The sequence below is a fragment of the Escherichia sp. 20412-1 genome (genome assembly GCF_003027595.1).
GTDB classification, from domain to species: domain Bacteria; phylum Pseudomonadota; class Gammaproteobacteria; order Enterobacterales; family Enterobacteriaceae; genus Escherichia; species Escherichia marmotae.
On the sequence record NZ_PYQM01000004.1, the window covers coordinates 18,888 to 41,307 of the forward strand.

Genomic DNA, 22,420 nt, shown 5'->3' on the forward strand with positions numbered 1-22,420 from the left:
CCTCCGATGTCTGTTGTTGTGATATTGTTATTATGCACGCTGAAAACGCTTAAATAAAAAAGGCGCCGATTAAAGCGCCCTTTTTTGTCATTATGCTGATTACCTGGTCACATCAGCACCAAACCATTTTTCGGAAAGAGCTTGCAAGGTTCCATCTTTTTGCATTTCTGCGATGGCATCGTTGACTGCTTTCAGCAGATCTTCGTTGCCTTTACGCAGCGCGACACCTGACTCCTGGCGGGAAAAGGCTTCGCCGGTTACTGCCAGCGTATCATTGGTTTTCTTCACCAAATCCAGCGCCGCCAGACGGTCAACCAGGATGGCATCAATACGACCTACGCGCAGATCCTGATATTTGGTCGGGTCATCATCATAGGTGCGCACATCAACACCCTGAACATTCTGACGCAGCCACTCTTCATAGTTGGTGCCTAAACCAACGCCAACTTTTTTACCTTTCAGGTCGTCTGCGGTTTTTATTGTGCCTTCATTACCTTTTTTCACCAGCGCCTGAATACCGGAAATGGTGTAAGGGGTAGAGAAATCGTATTTTTTCTTACGTTCATCTGAGATGGTAACCTGATTAATCACCACATCGATGCGCTTAGAATCCAGGGACGCCAGCATACCATCCCACTTGGTCGGTTTTAATGCGGCTTCAACGCCCAGATGTTTTGCCAGTTGTTGAGCAAACTCCACTTCAAAACCGGTCAATTTACCGTCATCGCCCTGAAAGCTAAACGGCGGGTAAGTCCCTTCCAGTCCCACCAGCAACGTGCCACGCTCTTTTACTTTATTGAGCAGGCCTTCGTTGGCAAAACTTTTCACGCTCATACCCGCAACCAGCGCCACGGCCATAACACCCATCAACGCCTGACGCCCCAGATGTACTAATTTCATATTCACCCCGAATGTTGTTATGTTGGTTTGCAGTGTAGAGCCATTGTTCGTAGACACAAAAACAACTCTGCTACATCTTATTCTTATTTAATATATATCAGTAGCTGACAGACTGGGGGATTTCTGCGCAAGGTCGCCGCGGGTTTGCATCTGGTAACACTGGTACTTACGTAATGCGATGCGATAATTATTGGTGCTGGTGGTGGGCAGCCAGGGTGCGAGGTTTTCATCAAGAAAACCATCCTGCAACAGGTCAGAGGAAATATCGTGTTCGCTTAAATAATTACCCAAACGACGTAGACGAACCACATATTCGCGCACTGTACCGGGGCTCATTTCAGTATGGTCAAAAAGAAACTGCTTAAAGCCGATAATATCAAAAAAATCACTCTGGGTTTTGCAGTGTAAATCACCGCAGAAACGGCATAACGCTGCCCATGATTTTTGTTCCTCATACCAGCCATTTTCATCAAGCAGCGTATCAAGACGGGAAATCTCGATTTTATTGACTATTTTGCCATCGTGAACCAGGGTAATGCGATCGAGTAATTTACGGCAATATGCGCAATGAGTCTGGCTGTGTTTAAAATCTTTAAGATAGCGGCTTAATGGTCGCCTTTTCTGGTGCTGCATCATTATTAAGAACTCCTGGTATTCAAAATTAATGTGCGGCATTTACCTGAGTTATAACTTACCCAGTTTGGTGCGTAACCGTTTAATAGCCTGGCTGTGTAACTGACTAACCCGCGATTCACCGACCTCAAGCACCGCGCCAATCTCTTTGAGATTAAGCTCTTCCTGGTAATAGAGCGTTAATACCAACTGTTCGCGCTCCGGCAACATTTCGATGGCTTCCATTACCCGCTGGCGCAAATTACTGTCCAGTAACTGCTGTAACGGGTTATCCCGCTGATGATCGTCAGTAACCAGTTCGATGCTATCACCGTGCTCTTCGCGCCACTCATCATAAGAGAAAAGTTGGCTGTTATTAGTATCAAGCAACATTTGCCGGTAATCAGCGATTTCAATCCCTAAACGTTCTGCCACTTCCGTTTCTGTGGCGTTGCGGCCAAGTTCCTGCTCCAGTTGCCCTATTGCCTGCGCCACTTCACGTGCATTGCGTCGCACGCTGCGCGGCACCCAGTCACGGCTGCGAAGTTCATCCAGCATAGCACCACGGATACGCTGCACTGCGTAAGTTGTAAATGCCGTTCCTTGCAGGGCATCATAACGTTCAACAGCATTAAGTAATCCAATGCCGCCTGCCTGTAGCAGATCGTCAAGTTCTACACTCGCGGGCAGTCGAACCTGCAGGCGCAATGCTTCGTGACGCACCAGCGGGATATAACGCTGCCACAGCGAATGTTTATCCATTACACCTTCAGCGGTATAGAGTGATTTCACGATAAACAGCCCTGCGTTATATAAATAATCGGCATAATTATCCGTTTCTGCAGGTTTTTTAATCGGACGATTAATGGGTGAAATAAGGGGTTATTTGGGGTAATCGGTAAATAGTGAGCAGAATAACCCCGCTGGAGCGGGGTTAAGATAGCTGACAAAGTCCGCCTCATCTTGCCGGATGCGGCGTAAACGCCTTATCCGACCTACGCGAATATGCAAATTTAATTAATTGCGATTCACCTTGTAGGCATGATAAGCGTAGCGCATCAGGCAATTTGGCGTTTGTTGTCATTATATTACGACGATTAGCCCTGCAGCAGAGACAGAACCTGCTGCGGCACCTGGTTAGCTTTAGACAGCACAGAGTTACCCGCCTGCTGGATGATCTGCGCTTTCGACATGTTAGACACTTCGGTCGCATAGTCGGCGTCCTGAATACGGGACTGCGCTTCAGACAGGTTGGTGGTGGTGTTGTTCAGGTTGGTTACCGCAGAGTCCAGACGGTTTTGAACGGCACCGAGGGAGGAGCGGAAAGTATCAACCTGTGCAATGGCTTTGTCTAAAAGTGCCAGTGGATCAGCAGAAGAAGCCCCTGAGAACTGCGCAGTCGGAGTTGCTGTAGATAATTCAACAACAACTTTGTTCGCTGTGGCTGTTGCCGTAGTGTCATCATTAAGCGCCGCTGGAGCCGTTGTAGCGTAGTTTTTACCCTGGAATGTTACATATCCCGCAGCCGCGCCGTCAGAGTCAGCGGCAACTTTAATCAGCTGATCTTTCTGAGTAGCTGCAGTCGTTAGTCCATTATCGGTGTCTTTGTATTCGACATCGGCTTTATTCAACGTCACTTCACCACTTGCATGGTCAATGGACGCGGAGTAGAAATCACTACCGGATTGAACGACGAACTGTGCGGTGGCAGCCCCTTTCGCATCCAGGGTGTTGTGTAACGTCAGGCTGGAAACATCGACAGTTTTACCTGTCGCAGTAGTCAGATCTTTCGCAACAGCAGTGAAATCAACACCAACAGGTTTTGTCCCAGCGGCTCCTGTAATTTGAGTAATTGAATCACCAACGTTAAGTGATTGAGCAGAAACGGAGAAACCATTCAACCCTAATGTAGAAGAGTCAATTTTCTGTAAATCAATGCTAATAGTCTGGCCATCATTCGCGCCAACCTGAATCTTCATCGAACCGTCTTTTGCCAGTACATTCACGCCGTTGAACTGGGTCTGACCGGAAACACGGTCAATCTCATCCAGACGGGATTTGATTTCGTCCTGAATAGATGACAGGTCAGAATCAGAGTTAGTACCGGTCGTCGCCTGAACGGTCAACTCACGCACACGTTGCAAGTTGTTGTTGATTTCAGACAACGCACCTTCTGTGGTCTGCGCCAGAGAAATACCGTCGTTGGCGTTACGCGCAGCCTGAGTCAGGCCTTTAATGTTAGAGGTGAAACGGTTAGCAATCGCCTGACCGGCAGCGTCATCTTTCGCACTGTTAATACGCAGGCCAGAAGAGAGGCGTTCGATAGAAGTCGACAGCGCAGACTGGTTTTTGTTGATGTTGTTTTGAGTGATCAGCGAGAGGCTGTTGGTATTAATGACTTGTGCCATAATTCATTTTCCTGTTTTCAAGTCTACGGTTTAAGTATTGGGCTTCCACCCTTCGGCTTCGTCGCCGTCAACCCTGTTATCGTCTGGTCACTCACAACCTTTAGAATTTTTTTCTAGCGGTCGAAATACTCCCCTTCCTCGTTGCTGTTCGTGTCATTAAGCCCAAAAATAAATCGTAAACTTTGCCCCACTTACGCCGATAACCCCGGTATTCGTTCTACATGTCGCATGATTAAGGAATCTATATGGCGAGTATTTCAACGCTTGGGGTTGGGTCGGGGCTGGACTTAAGCAGCATCCTCGACAGTCTGGAGGCGGCAGAAAAATCTACCCTGACGCCGATATCGAAACAGCAAAGTTCTTACACCGCGAAACTGAGCGCCTACGGGACGCTGAAAAGCGCGCTGGAGAGTTTCCAGACGGCCAATACAGCACTGAATAAAGCCGATTTATTTACCGCCACCTCAACCACCAGCAGCTCATCAGCTTTCAGCGCCACGACCACGGGCAGCGCGATTGCCGGGAAATACACCATTAGCGTCAGCCAACTGGCGCAGGCGCAGACGCTGACCACCCAAAATAGTCAAAAAGACAGTAAAGCCGCCATCGCCACCAGCGATAGCGTACTGACCATCCAGCAAGGCGGCGGTAAAGAGCCGGTCACGATTGATATCAGTGCGGCTGATTCGTCGCTCTCCGGCATTCGCGATGCCATTAACAACGCCAAAGCTGGTGTCAGCGCCAGTATCATCAATGTGGGTAACGGCGAGTATCGTTTGTCCATCACCGCCAATGATACCGGTAACGACAACGCCATGAAGCTCAGCGTCAGCGGTGACAGCACCCTGCAAAGTTTTATGGGTTACAACGGAACTTCGGGTGATAGCAGCAATGGCATGGTTGAAAGCGTCACCGCGCAGAACGCCAAACTGACGGTCAATAACGTTGAGATTGAAAACAGCAGCAATACTATCAGTGACGCGCTGGAAGATATCACCCTCAACCTGAATGACGTCACCACCGGTAATCAGACACTGACCATCAGTAAAGATACATCCAAAGCTGAAAATGCGGTTAAAGCGTGGGTGGATGCCTATAACGCATTACAGGATACCTTCAGCAACTTAACGAAATACACAGCCGTCGATGCCGGTGCTGAAAACCAGGATTCCAGCAATGGTGCATTACTCGGTGACTCCACACTGCGTACCATCCAGACTCAGCTTAAAACCTTGCTCGCCAATACCCACAGCAGTTCAAACTATAAAACGCTGGCACAAATTGGCATTACCAGCGATGCCAGTACCGGAAAGCTGGAAATAGCGACCGACAAACTGCAAACAGCGCTGAAAAAAGATGCTGCTGGCGTCGGTGAAATGTTTATTGGTGACGGTAAAAGTACAGGCGTAACCACCAGCATTAGCAGCAACCTGACCAGTTGGCTCTCCTCCACCGGGATAATCCAGGCCGCAAAAGATGGCGTCAGCAAAACGCTGAACAATTTGACCGATCAATACAATGCCGCCAGCGAACGCATCGATACATTAATGGCGCGCTATAAAGCCCAGTTCACCCAATTAGATGTGTTAATGAACTCGCTGAACTCCACCAGCAGCTATCTGACACAACAGTTCGACACCTCAAATAGCAGTTCGAAATAATCTCAGGAGAGACAATGTACAGCGCAAAAGGCACCCAGGCCTACGCACAAATTGGCGTCGAAAGCGCCGTAATGAGTGCCAGCCAACAGCAACTGGTCACCATGCTATTTGACGGCGTGTTGAGTGCGCTGGTAAGAGCGCGCTTGTTTATGCAGGACAACAATCAGGAAGGCAAAGGCGTCTCTTTGTCAAAAGCGATCAACATTATTGAGAACGGGCTGAGACTCAGTCTTGACGAAGAAAGTCAGGACGAATTAACCCAGAATTTGATTGCACTCTATAGCTATATGATCAGGCGTTTGCTGCAAGCTAATTTACGCAACGATGTCTCCGCAGTCGCAGAAGTGGAAACTTTAATGCGCAATCTTGCCGATGCCTGGAAAGAGTCTCTACTCTCCCCTTCATTGATTCAGGACCCTGTCTGATGAACCATGCACCGCACTTGTATTTTGCCTGGCAACAACTCGTCGAAAAAAGCCAGCTCATGTTACGCCTGGCGACAGAAGGACGGTGGGATGAACTCATCGCCAGCGAAATGGAATATGTCAATGCGGTGCAAAAAATTGCACACTTAACGGAAGAAATGGAACCCTCTGCCATGATCCAGGAGCAACTCAGACCTATGCTGCGCCTCGTTCTGGAAAACGAAAACAAAGTAAAACAGTTATTGCAGATTCGGATGGATGAACTGGCGAAACTGGTCGGTCAGTCATCAATGCAAAAATCGGTGTTAAGCACCTACGGCGATCAGGGTGGCTACGTGCTGGCGCCGCAGGAAAATCTCTTTTGAAGCTTAAAGAGCTGATTGCTCGCGAATAATCCGATTACGGCTACGCTTCTAATGTTCCCCTTGAGCGGAGTCGAAGAATGCGTAACCCCACGCTGTTGCAATGTTTTCATTGGTATTACCCGGAAGGCGGCAAGCTCTGGCCTGAACTGGCCGAGCGCGCCGACGGTTTAAATGATATTGGTATCAATATGATCTGGCTGCCGCCCGCCTATAAAGGCGCATCGGGCGGGTATTCTGTTGGCTACGACTCCTATGATTTATTTGATTTAGGCGAGTTTGATCAGAAAGGCAGCATCCCCACCAAATATGGCGATAAAGCACAGTTGCTGGCGGCCATTGACGCACTCAAACGCAATGACATTGCCGTACTGCTGGACGTGGTCGTCAACCACAAAATGGGGGCTGACGAAAAAGAAGCCATTCGCGTACAGCGCGTCAATGCAGATGATCGCACGCAAATTGATGATGAAATCATTGAGTGCGAAGGCTGGACCCGTTACACCTTCCCGGCTCGTGCCGGTCAATACTCGCAGTTCATCTGGGACTTCAAATGTTTTAGCGGCATCGACCATATCGAAAATCCAAACGAAGATGGCATTTTTAAAATCGTCAACGACTACACCGGCGAAGGCTGGAATGACCAGGTTGATGATGAGTTAGGTAATTTCGACTATCTGATGGGCGAAAATATCGATTTTCGCAACCATGCCGTCACGGAAGAGCTTAAATACTGGGCACGCTGGGTGATGGAGCAAACGCAGTGCGACGGTTTTCGTCTCGACGCAGTAAAACATATTCCAGCCTGGTTTTATAAAGAGTGGATCGAACACGTGCAGGAAGTCGCGCCAAAACCGCTATTTATTGTGGCGGAATACTGGTCGCGTGAAGTAGATAAGCTGCAAACATATATTGCCCAGGTAGAAGGCAAAACCATGCTATTTGATGCGCCGCTGCAAATGAAATTCCATGAAGCATCCCGAATGGGGCGCAACTACGATATGACGCAGATATTCACCGGTACGCTGGTGGAAGCCGATCCTTTCCATGCCGTTACACTGGTCGCCAACCACGATACCCAACCGTTGCAAGCCCTTGAAGCTCCGGTAGAACCGTGGTTTAAACCGCTGGCGTATGCCCTTATTTTGCTGCGGGAAAATGGCGTCCCTTCAGTGTTCTACCCTGATCTGTACGGTGCTCATTACGAAGATGTCGGCGGTGACGGGCAAACCTATCCGATAGATATGCCAATAATCGAACAGCTCGATGAGTTAATCCTCGCCCGCCAGCGCTTCGCCCACGGTGTACAGACGTTATTTTTCGATCATCCGAACTGTATTGCCTTTAGTCGCAGCGGCACCGACGAATATCCAGGCTGTGTGGTGGTGATGTCAAACGGTGACGATGGCGAAAAAACCATTCATCTGGGAGAGAATTACGGCAATAAAACCTGGCGTGATTTTCTGGGCAATCGGCAAGAGAGCGTGGTGACCGATGAAAATGGCGAAGCGACCTTTTTTTGCAACGGCGGTAGCGTCAGTGTGTGGGTTATCGAAGAGGTGATTTAAACACATCCCCGGCGGCAAACCGGGGATATTTCATTACGGTAGTGGCGTCGGCAACGGCGCTTTTTCCAGCACAGCAGCACATTCAGCCGTTGGTCGATCCACGCGTTCCATCGTCATGCCATCGTATTCAATAGTGTTACCGTCACGCTCAATCTCGTACAGTTCACGTTTGACAGTAACGTTAGTGAGATCATCAGATATCAGCGTCAACTTACCCGGTAAAGCAATCACCCGCTGCCACTGACGGCAATCCAGCGTATCACCCTCTTTAGTGACAATCAGGCTACCTATCGCTTCCGGGCTGACCAGAGCACGTTGCGGCCCTTTAGTCTGCCAGTAGCCCGCCAGCCAGTCTGGCGCGGGCGTTTTCACAACATTGTTATAATTTTCAACTTCGGCACAGCCAGCCAGCAGCATAAGTGCGCCTGCAATTGCGAGTTTTTTCATCATTCATCCTGCATGAGAAGAAAAGAGGATTGTGGCATTAATGCCTTGATGCTGCCAGCCTTTCCAGGCCCAAAGAGAAATTTGATCTAACCATTATTTTTGTGAATTATTACCACGAAAAAGAATTTGTCTGGTGTATTATTCGCGGCTCTTGTTTCAAACCTTCTGAGTTCAGAGGCTATATACATGTCATGGCAGCAATTCAAACAAGCCTGGTTGATTAAATTCTGGGCCCCCATCCCTGCGGTCATCGCGGCGGGTATTCTCTCCACTTATTATTTTGGCATCACCGGCACCTTTTGGGCTGTTACCGGCGAATTTACCCGTTGGGGTGGTCAGCTCCTGCAACTGTTTGGCGTCCATGCCGAAGAGTGGGGCTATTTTAAAATTATCCATCTGGAAGGATCGCCATTAACCCGCATTGACGGGATGATGATTCTTGGTATGTTTGGCGGCTGTTTTGCCGCGGCTCTGTGGGCCAACAACGTTAAATTACGTATGCCGCGCAGCCGTATCCGCATTATGCAGGCTATTATTGGCGGGATTATCGCTGGTTTCGGCGCGCGTCTGGCGATGGGCTGTAACCTGGCTGCATTTTTCACTGGCATTCCGCAGTTCTCACTGCACGCCTGGTTCTTTGCCATCGCCACCGCCATTGGCTCATGGTTTGGTGCACGCTTTACTCTGCTGCCAGTCTTCCGTATCCCGGTAAAAATGCAAAAAGTCTCTGCCGCCTCACCGCTAACACAAAAACCAGATCAGGCACGGCGTCGTTTCCGCCTCGGGATGCTGGTCTTTTTTGGCATGTTGGGCTGGGCGCTGTTAACGGCGATGAATCAACCGAAGCTGGGGCTGGCAATGCTGTTTGGCGTCGGCTTTGGCTTACTGATTGAACGCGCGCAAATCTGCTTTACTTCGGCGTTCCGCGATATGTGGATCACCGGGCGTACCCATATGGCGAAAGCGATCATTATCGGTATGGCGGTAAGTGCCATCGGTATTTTCAGTTACGTACAGTTAGGTGTAGAACCGAAAATCATGTGGGCTGGCCCGAACGCCGTCATTGGCGGGTTACTGTTTGGCTTTGGTATTGTGCTGGCGGGCGGCTGCGAAACTGGCTGGATGTACCGTGCAGTGGAAGGCCAGGTGCACTACTGGTGGGTTGGGCTGGGTAATGTTATCGGCTCAACGATTCTGGCTTATTACTGGGATGACTTCGCCCCGGCACTGGCCACCGACTGGGACAAAATCAACCTGCTGAAAACCTTTGGCCCAATGGGCGGCCTGCTGGTGACATATTTACTGTTGTTCGCTGCCCTGATGTTGATTATCGGCTGGGAGAAACGCTTCTTCCGCCGCGCGGCGCTGCAAACTGCTAAGGAGATTGCATGAAAAATATCGTTCCTGATTACCGTCTTGATATGGTGGGCGAACCCTGCCCTTATCCGGCGGTCGCGACCCTTGAGGCGATGCCGCAGTTAAAAAAAGGCGAGATCCTCGAAGTGGTCAGCGACTGTCCGCAGTCAATTAATAATATTCCACTGGACGCACGTAACCACGGCTATACCGTACTGGATATCCAACAAGACGGGCCGACCATTCGTTATTTAATTCAGAAGTAATCTTTTCTCCCGCTGTTTCAGGCAGCGGGAGTATCTTTGCTACGAATTCTCCATTGTGGACGTACAGAAAGTCCGTGGTATATCAGAAAAATAGTCTCAATATTTGATGACCATGCAGGAATGAATTAGTGGTGAAGCATCTCATCCACAATTTCTTTCGTCTGTAACTGATAAGGATAATAAGTTGGCCAGTTGTCCATTTCTTCAAGTAACTGCTGTTGTGACGTATTCCCCATAAATATATGAAAATGGGATGATTTACGAGGGGCAATAATATGATCACTAAACTGCACAAACTTAGGGGCTTTACTGGCTGGTTCCCGGCACTCAAACAGATAACGCACACCTTTCTTCCCTGATTTATATGTCAGTATTTTAAACCCACTGTAATTATATTTACAGGAAGTCATCTCCTCCCCTCGATGGAACTCCATAACACCATTTTCGATGCCAATTGTGTCAACATCTGTTATGTATCCCTTCTGATAGTAGGCTTTAATATCTGCGAATGATTTACCCGGTTCTTTTTCTGCTTTCATTTTAAAGACAGGATCAAGATCACCACTTTGAAGCAAGGGGTACACCGATTGCCAAATACCCTCCCAATCAGCGAGGGATCTATCCTTCACGTTATTATCATCAAAAATACCCTCTGCTGCTTTTTGTTCCATTTCTGTCAGTGGTGCCCCATGTGAATGATGCCCATGAGCAAGTGCATAGTTGCCTGCTAATAGTAACCCCAGAGCAAAAGCCAATTTATTAACAATCATCATCCAGTTTGTCCTCCCGCTTCAACATCACATAATGTTATAACATAACATTTAATAAAAACAACACTGAAGAACGAATAGCAAAACCTAACCAAACACACGCACCATAACCCTACATTTAGTACGTCTTTATCACCAACTACAACCGTTGAAGAAATGCGCCGTTGAAAGCTTTTATTGTAATGATTTTGTCTTACTGCGCTGCCAGTAATAACGGGAAATCATGAATGCAGTACAGAGACAACATTAAGTCATCGGATCTGATTGAAGGAATAGCACCAATCATGCAAACTACAAACTCTCACAACCAACAAGAGATTATTCCCCCTGATGGATCAGGTTGCTATTTTCCAAAAGATGTTTGAGCAAGTGAGAACGGAGCTAAACTTTTCCTGGTTTTACACAGAGTTAAAACGTCATCATATTGCGCATTACATTTACTATCTTGCTACAGATAACATTAGGATCGTTACACACGATGACAAGGTATTGTTAATAAGAGGAAGCAGAAATCTATTAAAAGTCAGTGCCACTAAGAACCCTGAGAAAGTAATAAAAGCAGCCCGGACTCACATTGCCAGAAGATCTACTTTTCGGGAATATTGTATAACGCTCGCGAATGCGGGTGTCTTCCGGTGGGTTACTGACGTTAACGATAATAAACGTCGTTACTATTCTATCGATAATACACTCTTATATATTGAAGATGTTGAGAACAATAAACCCTTAATTTAGATGTATTAGCTCATTTCAGATCTGACAGTTATCCGTACAGGTATCTGTCAGATTATCTCTGGCTTGATTTTCTCTTCTCTGACACCACTCACGCTCCATAGCAGCTCCCAGACGGGAAGTTCATGGAAAATGCCTGCCAAAAATTGTTATATTATAACAGTGAACAGTTTTACCCTGATTGAGGAGAAAATACATGAAAATCAATGACATAGGTAAAATCATTTTTCTTTTTGCACTGCTAACCTCAACGGCCTCTGCCGCTGGCAAGGACATTAATGTTGAGTTCAGAAAGGGGCATAGTAGCGCCCAGTACTCAGGAGAGATAAAGGGGTACGATTACGACACATATAACTTCTATGCCAAAAAAGGCCAGAAGGTGCATATCAGTATCTCCAATGAGGGTGCTGATATTGTCCTCTTTGGGCCAGGAATTAGCGACTCTGTTGATCTCTCCAGATATTCTCCCGAGCTTGATGACAATGGTCAGTACATCCTTCCCGCTTCCGGTAAATATGAGCTAAGAGTGCTTCAAACCCGTAATGACGCTCGTAAAAACAAAGTAAAAAAATACAGCGTCAACATACAGATTGAGTAAACAGAAATTGACGGGGCTATCCCCGTCATTGCTTTCCTGTACCTGAGGATAACTGTCAGTAACAGACAGAGGCTGTCTATGACGCTGTTCCTGCCACATGAAATATGACCCGGAGTCTTCCCACCCGATTGAATCTGCTGGCATAAGGGACACCCCCGCGCCCTGTTTACGCGCTAAATACGGCTTCTTTAACCGTCTGAATGCGGTGAGGATATGTCGGTAAGACTTACCTGAAAATACGGTTAATTTTTTAGTTTAAACCTTTTTTAGTTATTAGTAAGATGCATATGCTTCAACAGAAGCTGGGAAATTCAACAACTCTTAGATAATTTTGGACCTTGTCCCGCGGCTCCAATCCGACAGCCGCGCTTCTTTTCACTCTCATAGTCAACAGGTTACAAAACCTACACCTGCATGGACATCACTTCCTGATACGCCGCCACCAGCTTATTACGCACCTGAATCCCCATTTGCATCGAAACCGACGCTTTTTGCATCTCGGTCATCACATCGTTTAGCGCTACGCCGGGTTCACCGAGGGTAAATTTTTCTGCCTGTGTGCGGGCGGTGGTTTGCGTATCGCTAATGCGATCGAGCGCAGCATGAAGCTGTCCGGCAAAACTGATGGTCGGTTGCGGCAGAGTCCCCTGCGCACGCGCACTCATCGCCGTGGCCTGTAACTGGCTGATAACCCCTTCAATCCCCTGTATCGCTGACATATTCATCTCCCGGACAATTCTTGGTAGCAGAGCCTACCAGTAAGTCAATAAGATAAAGGCGCTAAATAGAGACAAAAAAATGGGTTAATTGGCGCATAGAAAAAAATAAAACCACAAATAATGAGGCCGTTAATTTTTCGAGTTTGCTGACCCGGGAGTGCGTCTTGTTCCACTTTGCCAATACCGCTGTCTATCATCTGCCACGAGGTGCGCGATGAATGCGACTGCAGCCCAGACAAAATCTCTTGAGTGGCTTAATCGCCTGCGCGCAAATCCGAAAATACCTTTGGTTGTTGCTGCTTCCGCGGCGGTTGCAGTGATGGTCGCGTTAATTCTGTGGGCAAAAGCCCCTGATTACCGCACGTTATTCAGCAATCTTTCCGATCAGGATGGCGGTGCGATCGTCAGCCAACTGACACAAATGAATATTCCTTACCGCTTCAGCGAAGCCAGCGGCGCGATTGAAGTTCCGGCAGATAAAGTTCACGAGCTACGTCTGCGTCTGGCACAGCAAGGCTTGCCTAAAGGCGGCGCGGTCGGTTTTGAACTGCTCGATCAGGAAAAGTTTGGTATCAGCCAGTTCAGCGAACAGGTGAATTATCAGCGAGCGCTGGAAGGTGAACTTTCCCGTACCATCGAAACTATCGGCCCGGTAAAAGGAGCGCGCGTGCATCTGGCGATGCCGAAACCGTCTTTATTTGTCCGTGAACAAAAATCCCCTTCGGCATCAGTGACGGTAAATCTTTTACCTGGTCGCGCGCTGGATGAAGGGCAAATCAGTGCCATTGTGCATCTGGTTTCCAGTGCGGTAGCCGGATTGCCACCGGGTAACGTCACGCTGGTGGATCAGGGTGGGCATCTGTTAACCCAGTCCAGCACCAGCGGGCGCGATCTTAATGACGTCCAGTTAAAATATGCCAGTGATGTCGAAGGTCGCATTCAGCGGCGTATTGAAGCGATCCTGTCACCAGTTGTCGGCAACGGCAATATTCACGCTCAGGTGACGGCACAACTGGATTTCGCCAGTAAAGAGCAAACCGAAGAACAGTATCGCCCTAATGGCAATGCGTCACAGGCAGCGCTCCGTTCCCGTCAACTGAATGAGAGCGAACAAAGCGGTTCCGGTTACCCTGGCGGCGTGCCTGGCGCATTATCGAATCAGCCTGCGCCTGCCAATAACGCGCCAATCAGTACGCCTCCGGCAAATCAAAACAACCGTCAGCAACAAACAAGCACCACCAGTAATAGCGGCCCGCGCAGCACCCAGCGTAATGAAACCAGCAACTACGAAGTCGATCGCACTATTCGTCATACCAAAATGAACGTAGGCGACGTGCAACGTTTGTCGGTCGCCGTCGTGGTGAATTACAAAACGCTGCCGGATGGTAAACCGCTGCCACTGAGCGCCGAACAGATGAAGCAAATTGAAGATCTGACCCGCGAGGCGATGGGCTTTTCTGAAAAGCGCGGCGATTCACTCAATGTCGTCAACTCCCCCTTCAACAGCGGTGACGAAAGCGGTGGAGAACTGCCGTTCTGGCAACAACAAGTGTTTATCGATCAACTGCTGGCTGCCGGTCGCTGGTTGCTGGTGCTACTGGTGGCGTGGCTGCTGTGGCGTAAAGCGGTACGCCCGCAGTTAACACGCCGCACCGAGGCGGCGAGCGCCGTACAACAGCAGCCACAGGCTCGCCAGGAAGTGGAAGATGCGGTGGAAGTACGCCTCAGCAAAGACGAACAATTGCAGCAACGCCGTGCTAACCAACGTCTGGGAGCGGAAGTAATGAGCCAGCGTATCCGTGACATGTCTGATAACGATCCGCGCGTAGTAGCGCTGGTCATTCGCCAGTGGATAAATAACGATCATGAGTAACCTGACAGGCACCGATAAAAGCGTCATCTTGCTAATGACCATTGGCGAAGATCGGGCGGCTGAAGTGTTCAAGCACCTCTCCCAGCGCGAAGTGCAAACCCTGAGCGCAGCGATGGCAAATGTCACGCAGATCTCCAATAAACAGTTAACTGAAGTGCTGGCGGAGTTTGAACAAGAAGCTGAACAGTTCGCCGCCCTGAATATTAACGCCAACGATTATCTGCGTTCGGTGCTGGTGAAAGCGCTGGGCGAAGAGCGTGCCGCCAGCCTGCTGGAAGATATTCTCGAAACCCGCGACACCGCCAGCGGCATAGAAACGCTCAACTTCATGGAGCCGCAGAGTGCCGCCGATCTTATTCGCGATGAACATCCACAGATTATCGCCACCATTCTGGTACATCTGAAGCGCGCCCAGGCCGCCGATATTCTGGCGTTGTTCGATGAACGTCTGCGTCACGACGTGATGCTGCGTATCGCCACCTTTGGCGGTGTACAGCCTGCCGCGCTGGCGGAACTGACCGAAGTGCTGAATGGTCTGCTCGACGGTCAGAATCTCAAACGCAGCAAAATGGGCGGCGTGAGAACAGCAGCCGAAATTATCAACCTGATGAAAACCCAGCAGGAAGAGGCGGTTATTACCGCCGTGCGTGAATTTGACGGTGAGCTGGCGCAGAAAATCATCGACGAAATGTTCCTGTTCGAAAATCTGGTGGATGTCGACGATCGCAGTATCCAGCGTCTGTTGCAGGAAGTGGATTCCGAATCGCTGCTGATCGCCCTGAAAGGTGCCGAACAGCCACTGCGCGAGAAGTTCCTGCGCAATATGTCGCAACGCGCCGCCGATATCCTGCGCGACGACCTCGCCAACCGTGGTCCGGTACGTTTGTCGCAGGTGGAGAACGAGCAGAAAGCGATTCTGCTGATTGTGCGCCGCCTTGCCGAAACCGGCGAAATGGTGATTGGCAGCGGCGAGGACACCTATGTCTGATAACCTGCCGTGGAAAACCTGGACGCCTGACGATCTTGCGCCGCCACAGGCAGAGTTTGTGCCGCTGATGGAGCCGGAAGAAACCGTCACTGAAGAGATCGAACCCAGCCTTGAACAACAACTGGCACAACTGCAAATGCAGGCTCACGAGCAAGGTTATCAGGCGGGGATTGCCGAAGGTCGCCAGACAGGCCATGAACAAGGCTATCAGGAGGGTCTGGCACAGGGGCTGGAACAAGGACTGGTGCAGGCGAAATCTCAGCAAGCACCGATTCATGCGCGGATGCAGCAACTAGTCAGCGAATTCCAGACCACCCTTGACGCGCTGGATAGCGTGATAGCTTCGCGGCTGATGCAAATGGCTCTGGAGGCGGCGCGTCAGGTGATCGGTCAGACGCCCACGGTGGACAGCCAGGCACTGATCAAACAGATCCAGCAGTTGCTACAGCAGGAACCGTTATTCAGCGGCAAACCACAGTTACGCGTGCATCCGGATGACCTGCAACGCGTCGATGAGATGCTTGGCGCAACGTTAAGCCTGCACGGCTGGCGGTTGCGCGGCGATCCAACTCTGCATCCCGGCGGCTGTAAAGTCTCTGCCGATGAAGGCGATCTCGATGCCAGTGTCGCCACCCGTTGGCAAGAACTCTGCCGTCTGGCAGCACCTGGAGTGGTGTGATGACCACTCGCCTGACACGCTGGTTAACCTCGCTGGATAGCTTTGAAGCCAAAATTGCGCAACTTCCTGCGGTACGCCGCTACGGGCGATTAACCCGCGCCACCGGGCTGGTGCTGGAAGCCACCGGATTACAACTACCGCTCGGCGCAACCTGTGTGATTGAACGCCAGAACGGCGCTGAAACTCACGAAGTGGAAAGCGAAGTGGTTGGCTTTAACGGTCAACGGCTGTTTTTAATGCCGCTGGAGGAAGTGGAAGGTGTACTGCCTGGCGCACGCGTTTATGCCAAAAACATCTCCCCACAAGGGTTGCAAAGCGGCAAGCAATTACCGCTCGGTCCGGCGTTGTTAGGTCGCGTTCTGGACGGTAGCGGTAAACCACTCGACGGCCAGCCCTCTCCCGATACGACTGAAACCGGTGCATTAATTACCCCGCCGTTTAACCCATTGCAACGTACGCCGATTGAGCACGTGCTGGATACGGGCGTGCGTCCAATCAATGCCCTGCTTACCGTCGGACGCGGGCAGCGTATGGGGCTGTTTGCCGGTTCCGGCGTCGGCAAAAGTGTGTTGCTGGGGATGATGGCGCGTTACACCCGTGCAGATGTGATTGTCGTTGGTTTAATTGGTGAACGTGGACGCGAAGTAAAAGATTTTATTGAGAATATCCTCGGTGCTGAAGGGCGTGCGCGCTCGGTGGTGATTGCCGCACCAGCCGATGTTTCTCCGCTCCTGCGAATGCAAGGTGCCGCCTATGCCACGCGCATTGCCGAAGATTTTCGCGATCGGGGTCAGCATGTGTTGCTAATTATGGATTCCCTCACCCGCTACGCGATGGCTCAGCGTGAAATTGCGCTGGCGATTGGCGAACCGCCTGCCACCAAAGGCTATCCTCCATCGGTATTCGCCAAACTACCGGCGTTGGTCGAGCGTGCCGGAAACGGCATCAGCGGCGGCGGCTCGATTACCGCTTTTTATACCGTGCTCACCGAAGGTGATGATCAGCAAGATCCGATTGCCGACTCCGCGCGGGCGATCCTCGACGGGCACATCGTACTGTCTCGTCGTCTGGCGGAAGCCGGACACTATCCGGCAATTGATATTGAAGCGTCAATCAGCCGTGCAATGACAGCACTGATCAGCGAGCAACATTACGCGCGGGTGCGCACATTCAAACAGTTGCTGTCGAGTTTTCAGCGCAACCGCGACCTGGTCAGCGTTGGTGCTTATGCCAAAGGCAGCGATCCCATGCTCGATAAAGCCATCGCCTTATGGCCGCAGCTTGAGGGCTATTTGCAACAAGGCATTTTTGAACGCGCGGACTGGGAAGACTCTCTCCAGGGGCTGGAGCACATTTTCCCAACGGTGTCATAACTCAGGAGATAACAGCAGATGGCAGAACATGGCGCACTGGCGACCCTGAAAGATCTGGCAGAAAAAGAGGTGGATAACGCCGCACGACTGTTGGGTGAAATGCGTCGCGGATGCCAGCAGGCAGAAGAGCAACTCAAAATGCTGATCGATTATCAGAATGAATATCGTAACAACCTGAATAGCGATATGAGTGCAGGAATGACCAGCAATCGCTGGATTAACTATCAGCAATTTATCCAGACGCTGGAAAAAGCCATTACTCAGCACCACCAGCAACTTACACAGTGGACACAGAAAGTTGATGTTGCCCTGAATAACTGGCGGGAAAAGAAACAACGTTTGCAGGCCTGGCAGACACTGCAGGAACGGCAATCCACGGCGGCACTGTTAGCAGAAAACCGCCTCGATCAGAAAAAGATGGATGAGTTTGCCCAGCGCGCCGCCATGAGGAAACCAGAATGATTCGCTTAGCGCCCTTGATTACCGCTGACGTTGACACCACCACGCTGTCCGGCGGTAAAGCCACCGATAACGCACAAGATTTTCTCGTTTTGTTGAGCGGAGCATTAGCAGGCGAGACAACAAACAACAAATCTACGCCCCCATTGTTGGTGGCGACAGATAAACTTGTCATCAAAGTCGAGCCGCTGGTCAGCGATATTCAGAACGACGCGCAACAACCAGATTTACGGATCTCTGTGGATGGAACACAGCCCGTCATCAACGACGAACAATCCACATCAACACCATTAATCACCGCTCAGGCGATTACGCTGGCTGCGGTGCCAGACAAAGACACGGCAAAAGACGAAAAAGCGGATGATCTTAATGAAGACGCCGCGGCCAGCCTGAGCGCCCTTTTCGCAATGTTGCCGGGTTTTGACAATACGCCCAAAGTAACTGACACACCATCAACCGTGTTACCGACAGAAAAGCCAGCACACCCCACAAAACTGACTTCTGCGCAACGCACAACAGCACAGCCTGGCGACACCGCTGAAGCGTCAGTCCAGCCATTAACACCGCTGGTAGCTGAAGCCCAGAGCAAAGCGGAAGTCATCAGCACGCCTTCGCCAGTGACTGCTGCTGCCAGCCCGCTAATCACTCCACACCAGATGCAGCCTCTGCCCACCGTCGCAGCGCCTGTTTTGAGTGCCCCGCTGGGTTCCCATGAATGGCAACAATCCTTAAGCCAACATATTTCACTGTTTACCCGTCAGGGGCAACAAAGCGCTGAATTGCGTTTGCACCCGCAGGATTTAGGTGAAGTGCACATCTCCCTCAAAGTGGATGACAACCAGGCGCAAATCCAGATGGTTTCGCCGCATCAGCACGTGCGCGCCGCCCTGGAAGCGGCTCTTCCGGTACTGCGTACACAACTGGCAGAAAGCGGTATTCAGTTGGGGCAGAGCAATATCAGCGGCGAAAGTTCTAGCGGTCAGCAACAGGCAGCGTCTCAGCAACAGCAAGGCCAGCGCACAATAAACCATGAACGCCAGGCTGGCGAAGATGACGATGCACTGCCAATTTCTGCCTCTTTACGAGGGCGTGTAGCAGGCAACAGTGGCGTTGATATTTTCGCCTAACGTCAGAGGTACCCCCTTAATCTGCGTCTTTTCCCCGCTTTGTCGCGATCAAGACACAGGATAATTAACCGATAAGCAGTAGCGACACAGGAAGACCGCAACACATGACTGATTACGCGATAAGCAAGAAAAGCAAGCGATCGCTTTGGTTCCCGATTCTGGTATTCATTACTCTCGCGGCCTGCGCCAGCGCGGGGTACAGCTACTGGCACTCGCATCAGGCGGCGACTGACGACAATGCGCAGCAACATGTCATGCCCTCACCGGTCTTCTACGCACTGGACACTTTTACGGTCAACCTGGGCGATGCGGATCGTGTGCTTTATATCGGTATTACTCTGCGACTAAAAGATGAAACCACCCGTTCGCGCCTGAGCGAGTATTTGCCGGAAGTTCGTAGTCGCTTGCTGTTACTGTTTTCGCGTCAGGATGCCGCCGTGCTGGCAACCGAAGAAGGCAAGCAAAAGCTGATTGCCGCGATTAAAGCCATACTCTCCACCCCGCTTGTTGCCGGGCAACCGAAACAGGATGTCACCGACGTGCTGTATACCGCTTTTATTCTGCGATAACGACATGGGCGATAGTATTCTTTCTCAAGCTGAAATTGATGCACTGTTGAATGGCGACAGCGAGGTCAAAGACGAACCGACTTCCGGCGTGACCAGCGACAATGACATTCGGCCTTACGATCCCAATACGCAACGACGGGTTGTGCGCGAACGTTTGCAGGCGCTGGAAATCATTAATGAACGTTTTGCCCGACATTTCCGCATGGGGCTGTTTAACCTGCTGCGTCGTAGCCCGGACATCACCGTCGGGGCGATCCGTATCCAGCCATATCATGAATTTGCCCGCAACCTGCCGGTGCCGACCAACCTTAACCTTATCCACCTGAAACCGCTGCGCGGCACAGGACTGGTGGTGTTCTCGCCAAGCCTGGTGTTTATTGCCGTGGATAACCTGTTTGGCGGCGATGGTCGGTTCCCTACCAAAGTGGAAGGTCGCGAGTTTACCCATACCGAACAGCGCGTCATCAACCGCATGTTAAAGCTGGCGCTTGAAGGCTATAGCGACGCCTGGAAGGCGATTAATCCGCTGGAAGTCGAGTATGTACGTTCGGAAATGCAGGTGAAATTTACCAATATCACCACCTCACCAAACGACATTGTGGTTAATACGCCTTTTCATGTCGAAATTGGCAACCTGACCGGTGAATTTAATATCTGCCTGCCATTCAGCATGATCGAGCCGCTGCGGGAATTGTTGGTTAACCCGCCACTGGAAAACTCGCGTAATGAAGATCAGAACTGGCGCGATAATCTGGTGCGTCAGGTACAGCATTCACAACTGGAGTTGATCGCCAACTTTGCCGATATTTCGCTGCGCCTGTCGCAGATTTTGAAACTGAAACCCGGCGATGTCCTGCCGATAGAAAAACCCGATCGTATCATCGCGCACGTTGACGGCGTTCCGGTGCTGACCAGCCAGTACGGCACCATCAATGGCCAGTATGCGTTACGGATAGAACATTTGATTAACCCGATTTTGAATTCTCTGAACGAGGAACAGCCCAAATGAGTGACTTGAATAATCCGGCCGATGACAACAACGGCGCAATGGACGATCTGTGGGCTGAAGCGTTGAACGAACAAAAATCAACCAGCGGCAAAAGCGCCACTGAGGCGGTGTTCCAACAGCTCGGCGGCGGCGACGTCAGTGGAACATTGCAGGATATCGACCTGATTATGGATATTCCGGTCAAACTGACCGTCGAACTGGGTCGCACACGAATGACTATCAAAGAGCTGTTGCGCCTGACGCAAGGATCAGTGGTGGCGCTGGACGGTCTGGCTGGCGAACCGCTGGATATTCTGATCAATGGCTATTTAATCGCCCAGGGCGAAGTTGTGGTCGTTGCCGATAAATATGGCGTGCGGATCACCGATATCATTACCCCGTCTGAGCGGATGCGCCGCCTGAGCCGTTAGTGATGAATAACCACGCCACCGTGCAACCAACCACGCCGGTTTCCACCGCGCCGCTCCTGCAGGTGAGTGGCGCATTAATTGCCATTATTGTCCTGATTCTCGCTGCAGCGTGGCTGGTGAAACGGCTGGGATTTGCCGCCAAACGCAGCGACGCCCGCGGGTTAAGAGTCAGCGCCAGCGCTTCACTTGGCGCGCGCGAGCGGGTAGTGGTGATCGATGTGGAAGATGCACGACTGGTACTCGGCGTCACCGCAGGGCAAATCAATCTGTTGCATAAACTTCCCCCTTCTGCGCCAACGGAAGAGATGCCACAGGCCGATTTCCAGTCGCTAATGAAAAATTTGCTCAAGCGTAACGGGAGATCCTGATGCGTCGTCTGTTATCTGTCGCTCCTGCTCTTCTCTGGCTGGTCAGCCCCCTCGCCTTTGCGCAACTGCCTGGCATCACCAGCCAACCGCTGCCTGGCGGAGGACAAAGCTGGTCGCTTCCGGTGCAGACGCTGGTGTTCATCACCTCGCTGACGTTTATTCCGGCGATTTTACTGATGATGACCAGTTTCACTCGCATCATCATCGTTTTTGGTTTACTGCGTAACGCGCTGGGAACCCCCTCCGCCCCGCCCAACCAGGTATTGCTGGGACTGGCGCTGTTTTTGACCTTTTTTATTATGTCACCGGTTATCGACAAAATTTATGTCGATGCGTACCAGCCATTCAGCGAAGAGAAAATCTCAATGCAGGAGGCGCTGGAAAAAGGGGCGCAACCGCTGCGTGAGTTTATGCTGCGTCAGACCCGCGAGGCAGATTTAGGGTTGTTTGCCAGACTGGCAAATACCAGCCCCTTGCCGGGACCGGAAGCCGTGCCGATGCGCATTTTGCTACCGGCCTATGTGACCAGCGAGCTGAAAACCGCATTCCAGATAGGCTTCACGATTTTCATTCCTTTCTTGATTATCGACCTGGTGATCGCCAGCGTGTTGATGGCGTTGGGGATGATGATGGTGCCCCCCGCGACCATTGCTCTACCATTTAAACTGATGCTGTTTGTGCTGGTGGATGGCTGGCAATTGCTGGTCGGTTCGCTGGCGCAGAGCTTTTATAGTTAGAGAG

26 protein-coding genes are annotated in these 22,420 nt (G+C 50.7%); 19 read left to right on the forward strand and 7 right to left on the reverse strand.

What is annotated here, in order from left to right; genetic code table 11:
- Positions 1 to 99: 99 nt before the first annotated feature.
- From tcyJ to C7B16_RS04425, 4 genes are all read right to left on the reverse strand, one after another.
- Complete coding sequence (gene tcyJ, locus C7B16_RS04410) at positions 100 to 900, reverse strand: cystine ABC transporter substrate-binding protein (protein WP_000779811.1); 801 nt, start codon at positions 898 to 900, stop codon at positions 100 to 102.
- A gap of 87 nt (positions 901 to 987) precedes the next feature.
- Complete coding sequence (gene fliZ / locus C7B16_RS04415; protein ID WP_107179457.1) at positions 988 to 1,539, reverse strand: flagella biosynthesis regulatory protein FliZ; 552 nt, start codon at positions 1,537 to 1,539, stop codon at positions 988 to 990.
- Between the two features lie 45 nt (positions 1,540 to 1,584).
- A complete protein-coding gene (gene fliA / locus C7B16_RS04420) occupies positions 1,585 to 2,304 on the reverse strand; it encodes an RNA polymerase sigma factor FliA (RefSeq protein WP_000839544.1) in 720 nt (239 codons plus the stop codon).
- A gap of 305 nt (positions 2,305 to 2,609) precedes the next feature.
- Positions 2,610 to 3,920 (reverse strand): FliC/FljB family flagellin, encoded by a 1,311-nt coding sequence (locus C7B16_RS04425; RefSeq protein WP_000079767.1) that lies wholly within the window; start codon positions 3,918 to 3,920, stop codon positions 2,610 to 2,612.
- A gap of 245 nt (positions 3,921 to 4,165) precedes the next feature.
- On the opposite strand from C7B16_RS04425, the gene fliD reads away from it, so the two are divergent.
- The 4 genes from fliD (at position 4,166) to amyA (ending at position 7,936) form a co-directional block, all read left to right on the forward strand.
- Positions 4,166 to 5,581: a flagellar filament capping protein FliD gene (fliD, locus tag C7B16_RS04435; protein ID WP_107179406.1), complete on the forward strand. Its 1,416-nt coding sequence runs from the start codon at positions 4,166 to 4,168 to the stop codon at positions 5,579 to 5,581.
- A gap of 14 nt (positions 5,582 to 5,595) precedes the next feature.
- The gene (fliS, locus tag C7B16_RS04440) at positions 5,596 to 6,006 is read left to right on the forward strand and encodes a flagellar export chaperone FliS (protein ID WP_000286599.1); all 411 of its coding nucleotides are present in this window, start codon (positions 5,596 to 5,598) and stop codon (positions 6,004 to 6,006) included.
- Entirely contained in the window at positions 6,006 to 6,371 is a 366-nt protein-coding gene (gene fliT / locus C7B16_RS04445) for a flagella biosynthesis regulatory protein FliT (protein WP_001015042.1), read from the forward strand. The genes fliS and fliT overlap by 1 nt, the downstream gene beginning before the upstream one ends.
- A 77-nt stretch (positions 6,372 to 6,448) precedes the next feature.
- Positions 6,449 to 7,936: an alpha-amylase gene (gene amyA, locus C7B16_RS04450; protein WP_001516566.1), complete on the forward strand. Its 1,488-nt coding sequence runs from the start codon at positions 6,449 to 6,451 to the stop codon at positions 7,934 to 7,936.
- Positions 7,937 to 7,969: 33 nt separating this feature from the next.
- On the opposite strand, the gene yedD is transcribed toward amyA, so the two are convergent.
- Positions 7,970 to 8,383 (reverse strand): lipoprotein YedD, encoded by a 414-nt coding sequence (gene yedD, locus C7B16_RS04455; RefSeq protein ID WP_001516567.1) that lies wholly within the window; start codon positions 8,381 to 8,383, stop codon positions 7,970 to 7,972.
- Between the two features lie 186 nt (positions 8,384 to 8,569).
- Here yedD and yedE point away from each other — a divergent pair, with 186 nt between their 5' ends.
- Both yedE and yedF read left to right on the forward strand, forming a co-directional pair.
- The gene (gene yedE, locus C7B16_RS04465; RefSeq protein WP_001516568.1) at positions 8,570 to 9,775 is read left to right on the forward strand and encodes a selenium metabolism membrane protein YedE/FdhT; all 1,206 of its coding nucleotides are present in this window, start codon (positions 8,570 to 8,572) and stop codon (positions 9,773 to 9,775) included.
- Positions 9,772 to 10,005: a sulfurtransferase-like selenium metabolism protein YedF gene (gene yedF / locus C7B16_RS04470; protein ID WP_000790504.1), complete on the forward strand. Its 234-nt coding sequence runs from the start codon at positions 9,772 to 9,774 to the stop codon at positions 10,003 to 10,005. The genes yedE and yedF overlap by 4 nt, the downstream gene beginning before the upstream one ends.
- A 125-nt stretch (positions 10,006 to 10,130) precedes the next feature.
- On the opposite strand, the gene zinT is transcribed toward yedF, so the two are convergent.
- Complete coding sequence (gene zinT, locus C7B16_RS04475) at positions 10,131 to 10,778, reverse strand: metal-binding protein ZinT (protein ID WP_001516569.1); 648 nt, start codon at positions 10,776 to 10,778, stop codon at positions 10,131 to 10,133.
- 327 nt (positions 10,779 to 11,105) lie between these two features.
- Here zinT and C7B16_RS04480 point away from each other — a divergent pair, with 327 nt between their 5' ends.
- A complete protein-coding gene (locus C7B16_RS04480; RefSeq protein ID WP_016248821.1) occupies positions 11,106 to 11,510 on the forward strand; it encodes a DUF1398 domain-containing protein in 405 nt (134 codons plus the stop codon).
- 193 nt (positions 11,511 to 11,703) lie between these two features.
- Complete coding sequence (gene pliG, locus C7B16_RS04485) at positions 11,704 to 12,105, forward strand: g-type lysoyme inhibitor PliG (RefSeq protein WP_107179407.1); 402 nt, start codon at positions 11,704 to 11,706, stop codon at positions 12,103 to 12,105.
- Positions 12,106 to 12,509: 404 nt separating this feature from the next.
- Here pliG and fliE read toward each other — a convergent pair whose 3' ends face one another.
- A complete protein-coding gene (gene fliE / locus C7B16_RS04490; RefSeq protein WP_001274304.1) occupies positions 12,510 to 12,824 on the reverse strand; it encodes a flagellar hook-basal body complex protein FliE in 315 nt (104 codons plus the stop codon).
- A gap of 214 nt (positions 12,825 to 13,038) precedes the next feature.
- Here fliE and fliF point away from each other — a divergent pair, with 214 nt between their 5' ends.
- The 11 genes from fliF to fliP all read left to right on the forward strand — a co-directional run bounded on the left by fliF (position 13,039) and on the right by fliP (position 22,416).
- Positions 13,039 to 14,697, forward strand: coding sequence for a flagellar basal-body MS-ring/collar protein FliF (gene fliF / locus C7B16_RS04495; RefSeq protein ID WP_085449024.1), 1,659 nt, complete (start codon positions 13,039 to 13,041; stop codon positions 14,695 to 14,697).
- On the forward strand, positions 14,690 to 15,685 hold the full coding sequence (gene fliG, locus C7B16_RS04500; RefSeq protein ID WP_000067961.1) for a flagellar motor switch protein FliG: 996 nt from the start codon (positions 14,690 to 14,692) through the stop codon (positions 15,683 to 15,685). The genes fliF and fliG overlap by 8 nt, the downstream gene beginning before the upstream one ends.
- On the forward strand, positions 15,678 to 16,364 hold the full coding sequence (fliH, locus tag C7B16_RS04505) for a flagellar assembly protein FliH (RefSeq protein WP_001282686.1): 687 nt from the start codon (positions 15,678 to 15,680) through the stop codon (positions 16,362 to 16,364). The genes fliG and fliH overlap by 8 nt, the downstream gene beginning before the upstream one ends.
- Entirely contained in the window at positions 16,364 to 17,737 is a 1,374-nt protein-coding gene (gene fliI, locus C7B16_RS04510) for a flagellar protein export ATPase FliI (protein WP_000213265.1), read from the forward strand. Before fliH ends, fliI begins: the two co-directional genes overlap by 1 nt.
- Positions 17,738 to 17,755: 18 nt before the next feature.
- Positions 17,756 to 18,199 carry a flagellar export protein FliJ gene (gene fliJ, locus C7B16_RS04515; RefSeq protein ID WP_000807573.1) on the forward strand — a complete coding sequence of 148 codons (444 nt, stop codon included), beginning with the start codon at positions 17,756 to 17,758 and terminating at the stop codon, positions 18,197 to 18,199.
- Positions 18,196 to 19,323, forward strand: coding sequence for a flagellar hook-length control protein FliK (locus tag C7B16_RS04520; RefSeq protein WP_107179408.1), 1,128 nt, complete (start codon positions 18,196 to 18,198; stop codon positions 19,321 to 19,323). The genes fliJ and C7B16_RS04520 overlap by 4 nt, the downstream gene beginning before the upstream one ends.
- Positions 19,324 to 19,427: 104 nt before the next feature.
- Entirely contained in the window at positions 19,428 to 19,892 is a 465-nt protein-coding gene (fliL, locus tag C7B16_RS04525; protein WP_000133098.1) for a flagellar basal body-associated protein FliL, read from the forward strand.
- Positions 19,893 to 19,896: 4 nt separating this feature from the next.
- Positions 19,897 to 20,901 carry a flagellar motor switch protein FliM gene (gene fliM, locus C7B16_RS04530; RefSeq protein WP_001516574.1) on the forward strand — a complete coding sequence of 335 codons (1,005 nt, stop codon included), beginning with the start codon at positions 19,897 to 19,899 and terminating at the stop codon, positions 20,899 to 20,901.
- On the forward strand, positions 20,898 to 21,311 hold the full coding sequence (fliN, locus tag C7B16_RS04535; protein WP_107179409.1) for a flagellar motor switch protein FliN: 414 nt from the start codon (positions 20,898 to 20,900) through the stop codon (positions 21,309 to 21,311). The genes fliM and fliN overlap by 4 nt, the downstream gene beginning before the upstream one ends.
- Before the next feature lie 2 nt (positions 21,312 to 21,313).
- Positions 21,314 to 21,679: a flagellar biosynthetic protein FliO gene (gene fliO / locus C7B16_RS04540; RefSeq protein WP_001059112.1), complete on the forward strand. Its 366-nt coding sequence runs from the start codon at positions 21,314 to 21,316 to the stop codon at positions 21,677 to 21,679.
- Entirely contained in the window at positions 21,679 to 22,416 is a 738-nt protein-coding gene (fliP, locus tag C7B16_RS04545) for a flagellar type III secretion system pore protein FliP (RefSeq protein WP_001253435.1), read from the forward strand. Before fliO ends, fliP begins: the two co-directional genes overlap by 1 nt.
- Positions 22,417 to 22,420 lie beyond the last annotated feature (4 nt).